Raw genomic sequence first — 16,222 nt, 5'->3', positions numbered from 1 at the left:
TATTTTTAATAGCTTTGCACAAACAAAAAACCAGTTTTATGGAATCATCAACCCAAGTTACGAAATCGATTTCGTTGAGGGCTTACGGAATTGATCACGACAGGATTAATTATCAATTAACTCCAGATGCACTGCAAGAATCGACCCTTGCAAATGATATGGGGAAAGAGACCGATAACGGTACTCTGGCGATTAATACAGGTAAATTTACCGGGAGGTCTCCCAAGGATCGATTTATTGTTGAAGATGAGATTACCAAGGATAAGATATGGTGGGGCGATATAAACATTCCGTTTTCACCAGAAAATTTTGATGCCCTATACAATAAGGTCATTTCTTATTTGAACGGAAAAGAACTTTATGTTAGGGATGCGTACGCTTGTGCACAAGCGGACTATCGAATGAATATTAGGGTCATAAACGAGTATCCGTGGTCTAACATGTTTGCCTACAATATGTTTTTAAGACCTACGGAGGATGAATTACGGGGTTTTGATCCAGAATGGACTGTAGTAAATGCCCCGGGTTTTTTGGCCGACCCGTCGGCCGACGGAACTCGTCAAGAAAATTTTGCTATCCTAAATTTCACCAGAAAAATTGCTCTAATAGGCGGAACAGGCTATACAGGGGAAATAAAGAAAGGAATATTTTCTGCACTGAATTTTATTTTGCCGGTCTTTAAGGATACCCTGCCCATGCATTGTTCGGCAAACGTAGGCGAAGATGGTGATACGGCCATATTTTTTGGACTTTCGGGAACCGGTAAGACCACCCTGTCTACGGATCCGCATCGTAGGTTGATAGGTGATGACGAACACGGTTGGACCAAGGAAAATACAGTTTTTAATTTCGAAGGAGGATGCTATGCCAAGGTGATTGATCTTTCCAAAGAAAATGAACCCGAAATTTATGGGGCCATCAAAAAAGGAGCAATTTTAGAAAACGTAATTCTAGATGATAAGCGTGCCGTGGATTTTGCGGATACGTCAATCACCCAAAATACTAGGGTAAGCTATCCCATATATCATATTGATAATATTTTGGAACCGTCCATGGGAACCAATCCAAAAAACATCTTTTTTTTAACCGCAGATGCTTTTGGTGTGCTGCCTCCAATTTCTAAACTAACACCCAGCCAAGCGGCATATCATTTTATTTCTGGATATACGGCAAAAGTTGCTGGTACCGAAGCTGGGGTGGTTGAACCTGTACCTTCATTTTCTGCATGTTTTGGAGCGCCCTTTATGCCCTTACACCCTACCGTATATGCAGAGATGTTGAGCAAAAAGATGACGGCGTCCGGAGTAAACGTATGGTTGGTAAATACAGGATGGACCGGCGGCCCCTATGGTGTTGGTACACGTATGAAGCTAAAGTATACCCGAGCTATGATACATGCTGCATTGAGTGGTGAATTGGGGTTGTATACCTATGACACCTACCATATACATTCCGTTTTTGGAGTGGCACAACCAAGAGAGTGCCCCGGGGTGCCAACCAGTGTACTTAGTCCTAGGGCAACATGGAATAATGATGATGCCTATTATAAAACGGCATTTAAGTTAACAAATGCTTTTAGGGAGAACTTTAAAAAGTTTGAGTCTTATGCCAATGAGGAAATAAGGCGTGGCGGACCACAACGATATGCTTTCTAAAAAAAGGCCTCTTTACAAAGAGGCCTTTTTTAATTATTTTTTATTGGCAAGGGTAATGTATTTTTGCAATGCCATAGTCATGGATGGAGTCTCCGGTGTAGGAGCCTTAATATCTATACGTAGTCTTGCATCCGTTGCGGCATTTACCGTAGAGTTGCCAAAAACGGCTATTCTGGTATCGTTTTGCTCAAAATCCGGAAAATTTTTCAATAAGGATTCAATGCCAGAAGGGCTAAAGAACACCAATACATCGTAGTATACATCCCTGAGGTCCGAAAGATCGCTGATTACCGTCTTGTAAAAAACACCCCTTTTCCAGTCAATACCCAGTTCATTCAAGGTATCCGGAATGATTTGTTTTAAGGTATCGGAGGATGGCAACAAAAACTTTTCATCTTTGTATTTTTTGAATAGTGGAACTAGTTCACTGAAATTCCGCTTGCCTACGTATATCTTACGTTTTCTGTATACAACATATTTTTGGAGGTAGTATGCTACTGCTTCGGACTGACAAAAATATTTCATGGTATCGGGTACCTTGAAACGCATTTCCTCGGCAATCCTAAAAAAATGATCTACGGAGTTCCTACTGGTAAGAATAATGGCCGTATGATTGTTTAAATCAATTTTTTGCTGTCTTACACTCTTGGCTTCCACTCCTTCCACATGAATGAAAGGTCTAAAGTCAACTTTGACCTTCTCTTTTTCTATAAGTCTTGAGTACGGAGAATTCTCCATTTTCGGTTCTGGTTGGGAAACCAAAATCGTTCTAACTTTCATAAGCATCAATCTTTTAAGAAGCTTCCTATTATTACAAAGGGTGTAATTTCGAGTGCGCAAAGGTACAAAATAAAATAGAAAAAATTACCTGCTATGAATTTTTGATGATTTTTAACCACTGTGACCCAGCCGATGCAATTAATTAAAAGAATTAGGAAGATACTTACATAAACTACAGTTTTTGAATCCTTTGCCACAAACGCAAGAATAACATTGGCCAAAAACATAATTATGCCACTGTAGTTTAGATAGGAGAGTTTTTTAAAGATAAATTCGGAGATGGTCTTATTGGTCCCAAAAATGAAACCATTTCCCAATTGCAGGGATACCTTTATTAGTAAGAACAATAGCAATAGCCCTAAAATAAGCAAATAAGTCATAAAGGAATCTGTATTTTCGGAAGCAAAAAAAATGTCCTTTATAAAGTATATTAAGAGCGCAAAATTCATCACTTGAAAAAAGGTGAAAAGAATGTGGAACCAGTTTAACAATCGATCCTTCTTATTATACATAAAGATATACTTGTTGTTAAAAGGCAGAATAACAAAGTTCATAAATCGAACATAGAAGATTCCTTTTGCGGCAACAACGCATAGGATGCTGGTAAATATTACCAAGGTAATCCAGTCTGTATTGGAGATACTTCTAAGAATAGGTTCCATTATTCCAATTTAACGTTTTGGCCGTTGAGTCCTAAATATAAGCCATTCTCGGATATCCCCACCTTAAAATAATAGGGGTTTGCCATTTTGGGCGGTGGTAATTTAAAGGTAAATGGCACGGTGTCCTTGGATTTAATTATAGAGACGTTGGGAAGAATGGATACGGCCTCCAAAGCAGTAACTTCCTTTACCTGTTTGTACTTGTTGAGGTATGCCAACTTAAACTGGAGCTTTTGCAAATCAATATCATAGTTATACGGATTGTACAGTTCCACCAAAATTTCACGATCTTCTTGGAGTGATATTGGCCTGTCCTCTACTATGCATCTGAGTTTACGGAACGACTCAAAATCATCTATGTATATTCCAAAATGAGGGGTGCCCTTATTATTGAGATAGGTTATATCGCCCCCTTTCATATACTTGGACGCATACAACACCTTCTTGTGCTGTACTTTAGATTCCGAGTTGTCTATAGTATACTGATTTTGCCTGTAGTATATGTTGTTGAGTGAAAAAGATGGGTTTCCGGAATAAAAGGCATACATAGGGGCTTGGCGGTACGAATTCTCAAAAACAACCGGGATATCACCAATTTGTGATTGTATAGCATGTACCCAAGCCTTATTGCCATGGGATTCATAAATAACGGGGAAAAGGGGTTGGTAAATGAGTCCAACGCGCAAGAACAAAATAATTATAGTGCTCACCAAGCCCACTCTAAAGACCCACTTTCTAAAGCCCTGATGTTCCAGAAGATAGTTAAAGGCAATGATCACCATGGGTATGGAGATTACGATAATCCATTGCGTTTGCACCCGCCTGTTAAAACTAGATATGAAGAAAAACAAGATAACCCCATAACTTAGATACAGCAAGGCTTTAACAAACTTGTCCGTGGCTTTGGTCTTAAAGAGCGATTTGTACATCCAGGGAAATAACAGTCCAAATATGGCCACGAGGTTAACGAAAAATCCTAAAGTAAAATCTTCAAATTCATAGGCTCTATTAGGCCTTTCCGTGAGATGATATTTAATGGAGACAAAATCGTTTTGATACAACCATAAAAAATGAGGAGTGTAACATAGCAAGGCCACAAATACAGATAGCCAAGCGTATTTGTCAAAAATTAGTTTAATATTGGAAAGCAAGATAAAAACAATAACCAAAACCGCATGATACTTACTGTACATCAATGCGGCCATAACAATTCCCATTACCGTTGCCATCCCCAAATTGGGTGATTTGATGTAGTTTTTATAGACCAATAAAAATAAAGCCGTAAAAAAAAGCAATGGAGTATCTGGGAGCGTAAAAAACCCATATACGTTTAAAAGCGTCATGGAAAATACTAGAACAAAAAAATGCGGAACGTATTTATCCTTTTTGGGGTTTTCTATGAGAAGCCAGAGTACCAAAAAGGTGCCTACGGACAGTAAGCAGCTCATAAATCGCACTCCAAGCTCTCCATCAAAAAAAATAGCCCCCATTTTTATGAGCAGCGCCACCATTGGAGGATGATCAAAATAGCCCCAGTCCAATTGTTGGGCATAATACCAATAATAGGCCTCATCAAAAATAAGTTCTGTAAAATAACTCTGGACTAGGTTTAGAAAAAATAAGGCAGTTAATAAGTACAGGAAAAGCCTGGGCAGTTTTGATGTCATTTCCATTTGTTGATTCTTGCCAAAATTACGAATTATTAAACTTTGGTAAAGTTTAAAGAAATGATAAAATACATACAGGATTTCTAATCAGATTTTAAAATAGTATTTTTGCCCAAACTTCAATTGGCCCATGACAGACAGCCTGGTCATTATCCCAACATATAACGAGATAGAGAATATAGAAGCTATCGTTAAGGCTGTTTTTGAACTGCAAAAGGAATTTGATGTCCTTGTGGTGGATGATAATTCTCCCGATGGAACTTCGGAGGAAGTAAAAAAGTTGCAAAACCAGTTTCCCAATAAGCTTTTTTTGGAAGTTAGGAAAGAAAAAGCAGGTTTGGGCACCGCATATATTCATGGATTTAAATGGGCCATTGCCAAAGGCTATGATTATATCTATGAGATGGACGCCGATTTCTCTCACAGACCGGACGATCTGCCAAGATTATACAGGGCCTGCCTTAACGGGGCAGATGTAGCCATTGGCTCTAGATACAAACGGGGTGTTAATGTGGTAAATTGGCCACTCTATAGAATCTTGTTGTCTTATGGGGCTTCCTTTTACGTGAAATTCATTACCGGAATGCGTATTCACGATCCAACCGCAGGTTTTGTGTGCTATAAAAGAAAAGTGTTGGAAGACATAGATCTAGATTCAATAAAATTTATCGGATACGCCTTTCAAATAGAGATGAAATTTAGGGCCTATCTTAAGAAATACAAAATAGAGGAGGTTTCAATAATTTTCAGAGATCGAGAGAAAGGTAAATCCAAGATGAGCTCATCCATAGTTAGGGAGGGTATTTTTGGCGTTTTTAAAATGAAAATATGGAGCTTGTTCCGAAAACATAAATTTTAGTATGGCCAAGAAATTGATAAAGAACGCCAATATAATAAACGAAGGATCCCTGTTTGAAGGCGATATTCTTATACAGGACAATATTATTCTAAAGGTCGACAGGGATTTAAGTGCTTTGGATGCCGACGTTATAGATGTGGAGGGCAACTATGTTTTTCCGGGTATAATAGACGATCAGGTACACTTTAGAGAGCCGGGCCTTACCCATAAAGGAGATATTGCATCTGAGAGTAAGGCAGCTATAGCGGGGGGTATAACAACCTTTATGGAACAACCCAATACCGTTCCCCAAACCACTACCATAGAAAAGTTGGAAGAAAAATTTTCCACGGCCTCCAAAACTTCCTATGCCAATTACTCCTTTTTATTGGGCGGAACCAACGACAATCTGGAAGAAATTAAGAAGCTAGATAAAAATGCATGTTCTGGCGTAAAACTGTTTTTGGGATCGTCTACGGGAAACATGCTGGTAGATGATGAAGAGGTAATAGAGCGGATATTCCGGAGTACTGAAATGGTGATTTCGGCGCATTGTGAAGATGAGGGCACTATTAGAAAAAACATGGAGATCTATCGGGAGAAGTATGGTGAACAAATTCCTATAGAGTTTCATCCTGCAATAAGGAGTGAAGAGGCCTGTTACCTATCTTCTTCGAGAGCTATCGCCCTAGCCAAGAAGACCGGTGCCCGTTTGCATGTATTTCATCTTTCCACGGGAAAGGAGACTGCGCTATTTGCCAATGATATTCCTTTGGAGCAAAAGAAGATTACTGCTGAGGTATGCACCCATCATCTATGGTTTTCAGATGAGGATTATAAAACCAAGGGTACACTTATTAAATGGAATCCTGCGGTAAAAACAGCAGAAGATAGAGAAACACTTTGGAAGGCATTGTTAGACGATAGAATTGATGTGGTAGCTACGGACCATGCACCGCACACTATGGAAGAAAAAGACAATGAATATGGGAAAGCCCCTTCTGGTGGGCCTTTGGTGCAACATGCCCTTCCTGCAATGCTAGAAAACCATTTGAACGGAAGAATATCCCTGACAAAAATTGTGGAGAAAATGTGTCACAATCCGGCCAAACTTTTTCAGATTGAAAAGCGAGGATATATAAAACCCGGATATTTTGCGGATTTAACTGTCGTAAATATGAACGACCCATGGGAGGTGAATAAAAATAATATATTGAGCAAGTGTGGTTGGTCGCCTTTTGAGGGAACCAGGTTTAGATCCAAAATAACGCATACTTTTGTAAACGGACATTTGGCGTTTGCTAATGGACATTTTTCCAAAGAGAGAAAAGCATCGAGGTTAACTTTTGATAGATGATGAGAAGGTTTCTATTTTTAATACTTTCCTTTACTTTACTGGCTGCTTGTAACGAAAAGCTAATAGAGAAGCCCAAAAATCTAATTCCGGAAAAGAAGATGGAAAAGATCCTGTATGACCTGGCAATTCTTGGAGCGGCCAAAAGTAGTAATGCCGCTGTTTTAAAGGAAAACAACATTGAGACCATGGACTATATCTATACCAAATACGATATAGATAGCGTACAGTTTGTTGAGAGCGATGGTTATTACGCCTCATTGCCGGCCGTTTATGAGGCTATCTATACCAATGTGGCAGATAATCTTGAGTCCGAAAAGAAAAGGCTGGAAAAGATGCGGGAGGATGTTAATAAAAAGGCTGCTGAAAAGGTGTCGGACAAAAAAAAGAAGGTTACAAAGGACAGTTCGGCAATACAAGTCAAGGATTCTCTTCCTTAAATAGGTTGCAAGAGAACCTTATGGTTTCGGTAAGATCATTAAATTCCATACCCAAAAATCCCATTACTTTTTTGCTGCTATACCGTTGTCTATGCTTTAGTGAAGCTACGGCAATTTTACTTAGTTTACGTTCTCCCATGGTTAGTTTTGTCCTTAACCAATCTAATCGCCATAAAATCTGTAATTGCCAATGCGAAATTGCTTTGGTGGGTACTTTTCGATTTAACGTGGAGGCTATTCTTTCTAAAATCTCATGGTAGGTTAAATTTTGACCTACTGTAATAAAGCGGTGGTTTTTGTTGGGAGACTCCATAATTTTTTTCATTATGGAAACCACATCGTCTACGGTGACGAACCCTGTACCTCCGGGAGGATAGTACGAAGAGCCTTTAGCTGCTACTGTAAATAGTTTTCCGCTACCACTATTCCAAAATCCTGGTCCGACGATTAATCCCGGGTTCACCATTACTACAGGAAGCCCTTCCTGTGAACCTCGCCAAACTTCCAATTCGGCGTCATATTTGGTGAGGGCATAAACGTTGTGGTCTTGCCCGGACCATTCCGTTTCCTCGGTCGCTGGTTCATTGATGCTTTTTCCAATAGTGGCTATGGAGCTGGCATAGCACAGTTTTTCCACATGGTTTTCAATACAAAGGTTTACAATGTTACTGGTTCCATCTACATTTATTTTCCGTAAGATTTCATAGTCCTTGGGATCAAATGAGATCAGTGCGGCACAATGATATACATGTGTTACCCCTTCAAAAGCCTTCTCCAAAGCAGGAATATCGTTGAGGTCCGCTTCTGCCCAATTAATTTTGGAGAATAAGGTGTCCGCATCCTTGTGGTAGTAAGAGAATACTTTTCTAACCTTTTCTAAATCACTGTTTGGCCTATAAATGGCGGTCACGGTTTCTTCCGTGCCCAATAGATGCAGTAAAAGATGGGAACCCAACAAACCAGTACCTCCGGTGACCAAAATCATAATTCAAATGTACTTAATATTGAAGAATACATAACTCAAAAAGCGAGTTTTTGCACTTAGGCAGATTCCAAAAGCGAGCAAGGGGACTTCGGCATTAATTTTTGATCCAATTCAGTACTAAAAAACGACCAATGCACTTATATTTGCAGCAAACTTCTTTAAAGCAAGCATAATAATGGCCTTAGATTTTGTAGCAGAATTAGAATGGAGAGGAATGTTACATGATGCCATGCCAGGTACCAGTGAGCATTTGTTAAGTGAAATGCAATCTGCCTATGTGGGTATAGATCCTACAGCAGATTCTTTACATATTGGTCATTTGGTTGGGGTAATGATGTTACGGCATTTTCAGTTGGCAGGTCATAAACCTTATGCTTTGGTAGGCGGTGCTACAGGCATGATTGGCGACCCATCGGGCAAGTCTGCCGAGCGAAATTTATTGGATGAAGCTACGCTTAAAAAAAACCAAGAGGCTCTAAAGAGTCAGTTATCCCGGTTTTTGGATTTTGAAAGTGATGCAAAAAATGCAGCGGTTTTGGTCAACAATTATGACTGGATGAAGGATTTTTCATTTCTAGATTTTATTAGGGATGTTGGGAAACATATTACGGTTAATTATATGATGGCAAAAGATTCTGTAAAAAAACGCCTTTCTTCCGATGCTAAGGAAGGGATGTCGTTTACGGAGTTTACCTATCAGCTTGTGCAGGGATATGATTTTTTATACCTCTACCAAAATTATAATTGCACCTTACAAATGGGAGGTAGTGATCAGTGGGGAAATATTACCACAGGTACGGAACTGATTAGAAGAATAGGTGGCGGTAAGGGTTACGCGCTTACTTGTCCCCTGATCACCAAAGCCGATGGTTCAAAATTTGGAAAAACGGAAGCAGGTAATATTTGGTTAGACAAGAACCGCACATCACCCTATAGATTTTATCAGTATTGGTTGAACACTTCCGATGAAGATGCCGAAAAGTATATCAAAATATTTACATTCATAACCAGGGAAGAGATAGAGGCTTTGGTTAAGGAACATTGCGAAGCTCCTCACCTTAGGGTACTACAAAAACGCCTTGCCAAGGAGATTACCGTAATGGTACATTCCGAGGAAGATCTTAATAGGGCGTTGGCCGCCAGTAACATTCTTTTTGGCAAATCTACCTCGGACGATTTAAAAAAGATAGATGAACAGACCTTTTTGGATGTTTTTGACGGCGTTCCACAAGCCATCGTTTCCAAGGAAGATGTGGTAAACGGATTGGACATTATTAGTGCGTTATCTGCCAAGACCGGATTTCTGAACTCTAACGGAGAGGCAAGAAGGGAGTTAAAACAAAATTCCATTTCCGTAAATAAAGAAAAAGTGGTGGAAAGTAGGGTAATAACAACAGCGGATCTTATCAATGACAGGTTTGTGTTATTACAGCGCGGTAAGAAGAACTACTTTCTTTTGGTAATGGAGGACTAGTCTAGGGCATATTAGAGCACCATTAAATTACATCCGCGGATATCGGAATTATCAAAACGACCTAGAATTTCGAAACTTCCACTTTCATGGATCTTACCCAAATCTTGGGTAGCTATAAAAGAGCAAGACCAAAGGTTGGCCAAGTCTATTATATTAACCCCGCCTGTTTTGTTTGGTGATTGTAGGGTTAATGGATCTTCGGGATCTCGGATCAGTACTTTCATCCAAGGAGGGGCTTTAAAAACTCCCTGGCCTTGGGAATAGGCCTGGGACAAAAGCTCGGTCATTCCATATTCCGAATGAATACGGGTAGTTCCAAATCCTTTTTTTAGAACGGCATGTAGTTCTTCTCGTATCATTTCCTTTTTTCTTCCTTTCATACCCCCGGTTTCCATGACTATGGTATTTGGTAGTTTTAGTTCTTGATTTTCTGCCATATCCAGAAGGGCAAACGAAACGCCTATCAACAGCACTTTGGTTTTCTTGGCGTTCAGTGCTATCAGTTTTTTCCTCAGGGCCGCTATATCGTTAAGGTAGAACCCGCTCTCCGCGGAATTGCTTCGGGCAATAAAATCGTTTACCATGTAAACTAGGGAAGATCCTGTTCTTTCCAAGTAAGAAGGCAAAAGTGCCAGAACACAGTAATTACCTATTGGCCCGTAGAAATGTTCAAAGGCCCTTAGGTAACTTTGTTGGTATAAGGAGCTATCTTTTATGTGGTGTTTGCTGGTTATGCTTCCGGTGGTACCGCTGCTTTCGAATAGCATTTCGGGATCTGCGTTGCCACAAAATATTTTTTTCGATTTAAAAAAACCAATAGATAGAAAAGGAATTTGGCTTACGGATTCAACGTTATCCGCGTTCTTTCCCAAATGTGTGCAAAAATCCCGGTATATCTTGTTGTTTTGATATTGAAACTTAAAAGTATCTAGCGCCAACGATTTAAATGCGGTAGGGGTGTTAATTTCAAATATCTTTCGGGTATCCATCTTCTTTTTACTAACACAAAAGTAGCAAATTAAAAACCCGATCTTGGTGCCTAAAAGGGAGACAGATTATTTTACGACCAGTTTTCTGGTCATGGTATTTTGATTCTCGGTAACCTGAAGTACATAAACACCTGGAACCAGGCGAGAAATATTCAGAGCATGGTTAAAAATTCTATCGCGTAAAACTACTTCTCCAAAAACATCGTAAACAACAATTTCCTTGGTGCTGTTTCTTTTTGTGGTTACATAGACCACATCGTCAAAAGCAGGATTGGGATACAGTTTAAAACTGATATTCTCAGCGTTGGTGAGTTGGCTCGTATCTACCACCTCTTGTGCTGACATTACCACGGTAAACACCATAAAAATGGCGAAGTAGATTTTTTTCATTTGGTATTGATTTGGGATCAACACTGTAAATATAAGGAAGGTACCACAGCACGCGCATAAAATGTTGTGAAACAAGGTTTTTTGTAGGTAAAATCGAACCACCCATCATTTCGTCGGATTTTTCTACTTTTTATCGATATAAAAAATGAAGTTATTTGCTGAAAATCAGCAAAGTGCATACTTCCTTAAAAGGACCGTATTACTTTATGATCAGCTTACGAGTAGCCACTTTATCCTTTTCAAAAACACGGAGTACATAAACACCGGCATCCAAATCTGAAATATTCAGTTCCCTGCCCAATATGGTGGTCTCTAGGACCTGAGTGCCCAAAACATCGTAAATAAGTATGTTTTTCGGTGCATTTTGGGAAGTGCTAATGTAAACTTTTCCGTTGGTAGTAGGATTGGGATATAGTTTAAATCCCTCAATATTGCCCCTGCCAGGGTTATCTTGGGAAAAACCTAAAGAAGTTACTAAGAAGAGTATAAGTAGGTAAAAGTGCTTCATAGATAAATATATACGCAAAGATAATAATTTTGGCCTTTGATGTTCATAATTAGCCAGATAACTACAAAAATTTAGCCAAGATGTAAAAAAGGGTACATGAAGCGCATATTTTTTAATTTTTTTTAGCATTTGACCGGAAAAAGTTGAGATTTTTTTATCGTTTTTTGAAATTTTCGTTGAACGGTATACCCTAAAAAGAAAAAGTTCTGCCTATTTGTTGAAATTGATAGGGGAAGAATATAAAAAACCCCACTCACGGCGGGGTTTTTTAAACTATATTGTTGTCCGGAATTAGTTGATACCTACGGTCCACCCTGCACCCCAGGTAGCAATATCTGTCCCAGTTCCATTACCGTCTCCGGCGATAAAATCGGCTTCGGTAAAAATAAAGGTGGTATCGTTCTTAAGTTTTGTTACAACATTGGTAAAAGTTACATCGGTAACCATTAGATTGTCATCCAACACACCTTGTCCGGTTGGGTTGTCACCAGCATCACCATCAAGATCAAAAGCTTCGTCAAAATCTTGTATAAGCACGTTGGTAAACAAACCTTGGGTTCCTGCACGTAGCCTTATAGCTTCACCAGCATCGTTGGCGCCAATTACAGTTACATTGGTGACGGTTGGTTTGGAGAATTCTCCGGACTCGTTGCTAAAATCCGTGTTGTAACCATCGCACTCAAAACCTTTGTCATGAGTTGTGCCATGTTGTACATATACGTCGGTTAGGGTCCCTACGTAACCTTCTGTCCAGTCTATGGAATCATCTTCGGCATTAACCACAACAAGATGACTGGCATTTACGGTTCCACCAAAAAATTCAAATCCATCGTCAGATCCTTCAAATACTTGAACGTAATCTATTGTAGTGGCACTTCCTACCGCATAAACGGAAAGTCCGTTTAGTTCTGCGTTTCCGTCAATGGCGCCACCGGCATACTCAATTCGCATGTACTCAATGGTACCGGAATCATCGTCAGGGGTATTTCCGCCGTAGGCAAGGGCGCCCACTTCAGAAGTAGCAATGTTTTCCGAGGCAAGCGGTGTTGAGTTGATGGGAGCTTTACCCAAAAGCACCAAACCACCCCAATCTCCACCGGCAGGGTTGCTGGCATTGGAGGTCAATACAATAGGACTGCTAGATGTACCGGAAGCATTGATTTTAGCTCCTTGTTGGATTGCGATGTAAGCATTTACGCCAATAGGCTCAGCTTTTATGGTCATACCTGCAGGGATGGTCAATGTGGTACCGCTAGCCATTAATACCGGTCCTGTAATAATGTATTCAATGGCGGGGTCCAAGGTTAAATCTTCCAAGTACAAACCGTTTAAGTCAATAGTCGTCTCCGCAGGAGGCTCACCACCACCTGTGGTGTTATTAGTTACACTGTTATCGTTTATTACGATGTCTGAGGTATCGTCGCTCTCACATGCAATAAATAAAGCAGCGGCTATACCTAAAAATAAAAACTTGTTTTTCATTGTTTTGAATTTAAAAAAAAATTAAAATTTATATTTAAGGGTTAGCCCAACGTTAACCCCAAGGTTATACTCACGTATAGTTACATCTCCGATCCCTGTATTTTCCCTTACTAAGGAGATATCAGGATCGAGAAGATTTTTAGCTGATAAATTGGCTTCAAAGTGCTCGCCAAAAGAATTTTTCCAAATAAAGTCCAAGGTGGGTACCGCTTTTTCCACAATATTTCCCAGACTACCTGCACCAAGGGCAAATATCCTGTCGGAGAAATAGGAAAACACAAGGGTTGCCTTGGGCTTAAAATTCCCGAAAGTGGGACTATAATTTAAATCTGTGTTTACTATTAAAGAAGAAGCACCTTCCAATTCGTCCGAGGATCTGTCAAAGGATGTCCCAAAACTGTTTTCTTCGCCAGCAGGAATATCTTTTAAATCTTGATCTGTGTTGGTGTAGGCAGCATTAAGCCCCACGGAAACAACTCCATTGTCGTCCTCGTCTTTTAAGAGATTTTTTCTCACCTCCAATTCTACACCGAAAATATCGGCCTGTTCTCCCGTGCGGAAATAACGTTGTGTTCCGGTAGCATCTGCTGCTACAACCCTGTTTACGGGATCTTTTATGGTCTTGGCAAAAGCCGCTAAGGAAATAATTTCGCCTCGGTCTAAAAACCACTCGTATTTTAGATCAAAATTGAATATATCCGAATAGGTAGCACCAGAACCATCCAAGCCTCCAAGAAGATCCGGGTTACCGCCAATTCTTTGTGTAACATCTTCATATACAAAGGGGGCCACTTCTTTAAATTCGGGAAAAGAGGCCGTTTTACTGAAGGAGAAACGTAGGTTGGTATCATCGTTCAGCGCATACCTAACGTTTAAACTTGGCAAGAAAATATTTTCATATACTTCCCTGAAACGAGGATCGTCCGGATTTATGTTTATAACATCATAAACTACTTTTTGATCGAAAGATTCTACTCGAATGCCGGGTATCAAAAGCCATTTTTCCCCTAGGCTTAGCTCTGCCGTAACATAAGCACTGTGCACATTTAAATTACCTTTATATGTGTTTTCGGGGAGTCCTGGTCTGTTTCTATTCCCTATTTCATTGCTTATTGGATTTAAGACCAAGAGATCATACAATCCTGTCCCCGAAGGTATGTTGATGTTATCTACATTAAATATGGAATTGAAATTGTTTACGTCCGTAACCGGGGTATTGTCTCGATCCTGAATATCGTAGCCGTATCTGATACTGTTGAACCTACGCTCTTTTCTTCTGCCGTTGTACCCGAAGTTTAGTTTTACTTTTTCCGAAATTTGGTTTCCTAGATCGATAAAACTGTTGAGCTCATCATCTTCGATACTCTGAAAAAACCGTTGGTTATCAAAAGGAATATTGGTATAGAATACAGGATTTGTGGTATTGTCCCCATCTAAAGCAAATTGGTAGTTCTCTAGGGTGATCCTCTTTCTGTCTGGTTCATCGGAAAACACTTTATTGAACCCAGCGCCCCAATCCAACGTCCATTTCTCATCAAAAGTATGCCTGCCGGTAAGTTGGTTCACAAAGATCATGTCCTGATTAAACTGAACATTCATGATATAAAAACCTTCATCCGTATTTAAGATTGCATCACGGTTGGTTCCCCTACCTTCGGTGCCAAAGTATCCAACTTTATCCGAAGAACTGTTTATAAAAAGAGTGCTATACTTTACCTTATTGTTGTTGTCTATTTTATACGTAATATTACCTAAGGCCGTTGTAGTGGTATTATAAGCAAACTCCCTTACATTGGGAAAATTTACTTTAAGTACGTTGGTAAAATCGGTGGCCGGACCCTCACGTAGTTCGTAACCGTTACTAAAGCTTCCGGTTGCAAAAAAACTGAGTCTTGATTCGTCTCCAAAATTGAAAGAGTATCCTCCCTCAACGGCTCCCGAAAAGTTTATCGGCGACCAAGAATCCTGAGGATCCACACCATGTGAAAGTACTATGGCAAAAGGATCATTATCATACCTATTGTAAAAACCAAAGTCACTAGGCCCTTCGCTTCTTACAAAATCTTCCCCTGAAGCGTTAGAATTAAGTCCGCTTCCCAAAGAAACTTCGAAATATCCATCACCGGAATATTCCTTAGAATCTATATTTACGTTACCTGCCGCAAAATCTCCATAAAAAGATGGGGTATAGGCTTTGCTAACAGATATGTTTTCGATAATGCTAGAGGAGAAAAGATCTAGGTCTATGTTCTTCTTGTTTACATTATTGGAGGGTAAGGACAATCCATTCATTGTAGTGTTCTGATATCGATCTCCAAGGCCCCTGACGTAAACATTGCTAGATCCCTGCTGTTTAGAGATACCGGAAATTTGAGCTACCGCCGCGGCCGCATCATCGATCCCTTTTCTGGTAAGTGCTTCCGCGCTTATGGATTCCTTTATTTCTACAGCTCTCTTTTGTTCCAATAACAAGGCAATTTCCGAATCTTTCCTTGCGCTTGTTGTAACCACTACTTCATCTAACCCAACACTAGTGGCACCAAGACCAGTGTTTACTTGGGTAACCTTATCCGCTTCTACAATTACGTTAGGAATTTCCAAGGTTTCATATCCTAAAAAACTAATGACCAATATGTACGTTCCCGGTTCTACATTATCAATTTCGTAGAGGCCGTCAAAATCTGAAGTAGTACCTTTAGTGGTACCCTTTATAACTACATTGGCAAATGCCAAGGGATCATTATTTAGCTCTTTATCAGTTAATTTACCTACGATGCTTCCCGTGTCCTGCGCATTGCTAAGGAAGGTTACTAATAGTATTAGAAAAGTAAAAAGTTGTTTCATCGGGTTGAATTTCAATTTCAGCAGCAAAGAACGCTAGGTGCCGTTAAAGCCGTGTTACCCGCATGTTAAACATTTATTGCATTAGCGTTACTTTAACGTTAGCATATTAAATCAATGTTAAGTGGCTTTGTCGTAATAGTATTATATTTACATT

At 39.8% G+C, this 16,222-nt stretch carries 14 protein-coding genes; 5 read left to right on the top strand and 9 right to left on the bottom strand.

The features are described 5' to 3' along the window. The first annotated feature begins 38 nt into the window (after positions 1-38). Positions 39-1,655 (top strand): phosphoenolpyruvate carboxykinase (ATP), encoded by a 1,617-nt coding sequence (gene pckA / locus ACEQ81_RS01105; RefSeq protein ID WP_411028998.1) that lies wholly within the window; start codon positions 39-41, stop codon positions 1,653-1,655. A gap of 33 nt (positions 1,656-1,688) precedes the next feature. On the opposite strand, the gene ACEQ81_RS01100 is transcribed toward pckA, so the two are convergent. The 3 genes from ACEQ81_RS01100 to ACEQ81_RS01090 are packed head-to-tail and all read right to left on the bottom strand — an operon-like array spanning position 1,689 to position 4,770. After that, on the bottom strand, positions 1,689-2,435 hold the full coding sequence (locus ACEQ81_RS01100) for a uroporphyrinogen-III synthase (RefSeq protein WP_411028997.1): 747 nt from the start codon (positions 2,433-2,435) through the stop codon (positions 1,689-1,691). 5 nt (positions 2,436-2,440) lie between these two features. Then, complete coding sequence (locus tag ACEQ81_RS01095) at positions 2,441-3,097, bottom strand: DUF4271 domain-containing protein (protein ID WP_411028996.1); 657 nt, start codon at positions 3,095-3,097, stop codon at positions 2,441-2,443. Next, the gene (locus ACEQ81_RS01090; RefSeq protein WP_411028995.1) at positions 3,097-4,770 is read right to left on the bottom strand and encodes an ArnT family glycosyltransferase; all 1,674 of its coding nucleotides are present in this window, start codon (positions 4,768-4,770) and stop codon (positions 3,097-3,099) included. Before ACEQ81_RS01090 ends, ACEQ81_RS01095 begins: the two co-directional genes overlap by 1 nt. Positions 4,771-4,894: 124 nt before the next feature. Between ACEQ81_RS01090 and ACEQ81_RS01085 the strand changes: the two genes are divergently transcribed. The 3 genes from ACEQ81_RS01085 to ACEQ81_RS01075 are packed head-to-tail and all read left to right on the top strand — an operon-like array spanning position 4,895 to position 7,396. Then, positions 4,895-5,623, top strand: coding sequence for a polyprenol monophosphomannose synthase (locus tag ACEQ81_RS01085; protein WP_411028994.1), 729 nt, complete (start codon positions 4,895-4,897; stop codon positions 5,621-5,623). A 1-nt stretch (position 5,624) separates the two neighbouring features. Then, on the top strand, positions 5,625-6,959 hold the full coding sequence (locus ACEQ81_RS01080) for a dihydroorotase (RefSeq protein ID WP_411028993.1): 1,335 nt from the start codon (positions 5,625-5,627) through the stop codon (positions 6,957-6,959). Then, positions 6,956-7,396, top strand: coding sequence for a DUF4296 domain-containing protein (locus tag ACEQ81_RS01075; RefSeq protein WP_411028992.1), 441 nt, complete (start codon positions 6,956-6,958; stop codon positions 7,394-7,396). Before ACEQ81_RS01080 ends, ACEQ81_RS01075 begins: the two co-directional genes overlap by 4 nt. On the opposite strand, the gene ACEQ81_RS01070 is transcribed toward ACEQ81_RS01075, so the two are convergent. After that, positions 7,377-8,381 carry an NAD-dependent epimerase/dehydratase family protein gene (locus tag ACEQ81_RS01070; protein WP_411028991.1) on the bottom strand — a complete coding sequence of 335 codons (1,005 nt, stop codon included), beginning with the start codon at positions 8,379-8,381 and terminating at the stop codon, positions 7,377-7,379. The genes ACEQ81_RS01075 and ACEQ81_RS01070 overlap by 20 nt on opposite strands. A 175-nt stretch (positions 8,382-8,556) precedes the next feature. Between ACEQ81_RS01070 and tyrS the strand changes: the two genes are divergently transcribed. After that, positions 8,557-9,855 carry a tyrosine--tRNA ligase gene (gene tyrS, locus ACEQ81_RS01065; RefSeq protein WP_411028990.1) on the top strand — a complete coding sequence of 433 codons (1,299 nt, stop codon included), beginning with the start codon at positions 8,557-8,559 and terminating at the stop codon, positions 9,853-9,855. Positions 9,856-9,866: 11 nt separating this feature from the next. On the opposite strand, the gene ACEQ81_RS01060 is transcribed toward tyrS, so the two are convergent. The 5 genes from ACEQ81_RS01060 to ACEQ81_RS01040 form a co-directional block, all read right to left on the bottom strand. Continuing rightward, positions 9,867-10,844, bottom strand: a complete 978-nt coding sequence (locus ACEQ81_RS01060) for an acyl transferase (RefSeq protein WP_411028989.1) — start codon at positions 10,842-10,844, stop codon at positions 9,867-9,869. Between the two features lie 66 nt (positions 10,845-10,910). Further along, positions 10,911-11,234, bottom strand: a complete 324-nt coding sequence (locus tag ACEQ81_RS01055) for a T9SS type A sorting domain-containing protein (protein ID WP_411028988.1) — start codon at positions 11,232-11,234, stop codon at positions 10,911-10,913. A 199-nt stretch (positions 11,235-11,433) separates the two neighbouring features. Beyond that, on the bottom strand, positions 11,434-11,742 hold the full coding sequence (locus ACEQ81_RS01050) for a T9SS type A sorting domain-containing protein (RefSeq protein ID WP_411028987.1): 309 nt from the start codon (positions 11,740-11,742) through the stop codon (positions 11,434-11,436). A gap of 291 nt (positions 11,743-12,033) precedes the next feature. Further along, positions 12,034-13,224, bottom strand: a complete 1,191-nt coding sequence (locus ACEQ81_RS01045) for a multidrug transporter (RefSeq protein WP_411028986.1) — start codon at positions 13,222-13,224, stop codon at positions 12,034-12,036. Between the two features lie 21 nt (positions 13,225-13,245). Next, positions 13,246-16,068 (bottom strand): TonB-dependent receptor domain-containing protein, encoded by a 2,823-nt coding sequence (locus tag ACEQ81_RS01040; protein WP_411028985.1) that lies wholly within the window; start codon positions 16,066-16,068, stop codon positions 13,246-13,248. Between the last annotated feature and the right edge of the window lie 154 nt (positions 16,069-16,222).

The organism is Spongiimicrobium sp. 3-5, assembly GCF_046557915.1.
Lineage (GTDB): Bacteria > Bacteroidota > Bacteroidia > Flavobacteriales > Flavobacteriaceae > JBHEBG01.
This window is presented reverse-complemented; position numbering and strand designations above follow the sequence as displayed.

Coding starts and splice junctions, on each gene's coding strand:
- pckA (WP_411028998.1), top strand. CDS start 39: ATGGAATCATCAACCCAAGTTACGAAATCGATTTCGTTGAGGGCTTAC.
- ACEQ81_RS01100 (WP_411028997.1), bottom strand. CDS start 2,435: ATGAAAGTTAGAACGATTTTGGTTTCCCAACCAGAACCGAAAATGGAG.
- ACEQ81_RS01095 (WP_411028996.1), bottom strand. CDS start 3,097: ATGGAACCTATTCTTAGAAGTATCTCCAATACAGACTGGATTACCTTG.
- ACEQ81_RS01090 (WP_411028995.1), bottom strand. CDS start 4,770: ATGGAAATGACATCAAAACTGCCCAGGCTTTTCCTGTACTTATTAACT.
- ACEQ81_RS01085 (WP_411028994.1), top strand. CDS start 4,895: ATGACAGACAGCCTGGTCATTATCCCAACATATAACGAGATAGAGAAT.
- ACEQ81_RS01080 (WP_411028993.1), top strand. CDS start 5,625: ATGGCCAAGAAATTGATAAAGAACGCCAATATAATAAACGAAGGATCC.
- ACEQ81_RS01075 (WP_411028992.1), top strand. CDS start 6,956: ATGATGAGAAGGTTTCTATTTTTAATACTTTCCTTTACTTTACTGGCT.
- ACEQ81_RS01070 (WP_411028991.1), bottom strand. CDS start 8,381: ATGATTTTGGTCACCGGAGGTACTGGTTTGTTGGGTTCCCATCTTTTA.
- tyrS (WP_411028990.1), top strand. CDS start 8,557: ATGGCCTTAGATTTTGTAGCAGAATTAGAATGGAGAGGAATGTTACAT.
- ACEQ81_RS01060 (WP_411028989.1), bottom strand. CDS start 10,844: ATGGATACCCGAAAGATATTTGAAATTAACACCCCTACCGCATTTAAA.
- ACEQ81_RS01055 (WP_411028988.1), bottom strand. CDS start 11,234: ATGAAAAAAATCTACTTCGCCATTTTTATGGTGTTTACCGTGGTAATG.
- ACEQ81_RS01050 (WP_411028987.1), bottom strand. CDS start 11,742: ATGAAGCACTTTTACCTACTTATACTCTTCTTAGTAACTTCTTTAGGT.
- ACEQ81_RS01045 (WP_411028986.1), bottom strand. CDS start 13,224: ATGAAAAACAAGTTTTTATTTTTAGGTATAGCCGCTGCTTTATTTATT.
- ACEQ81_RS01040 (WP_411028985.1), bottom strand. CDS start 16,068: ATGAAACAACTTTTTACTTTTCTAATACTATTAGTAACCTTCCTTAGC.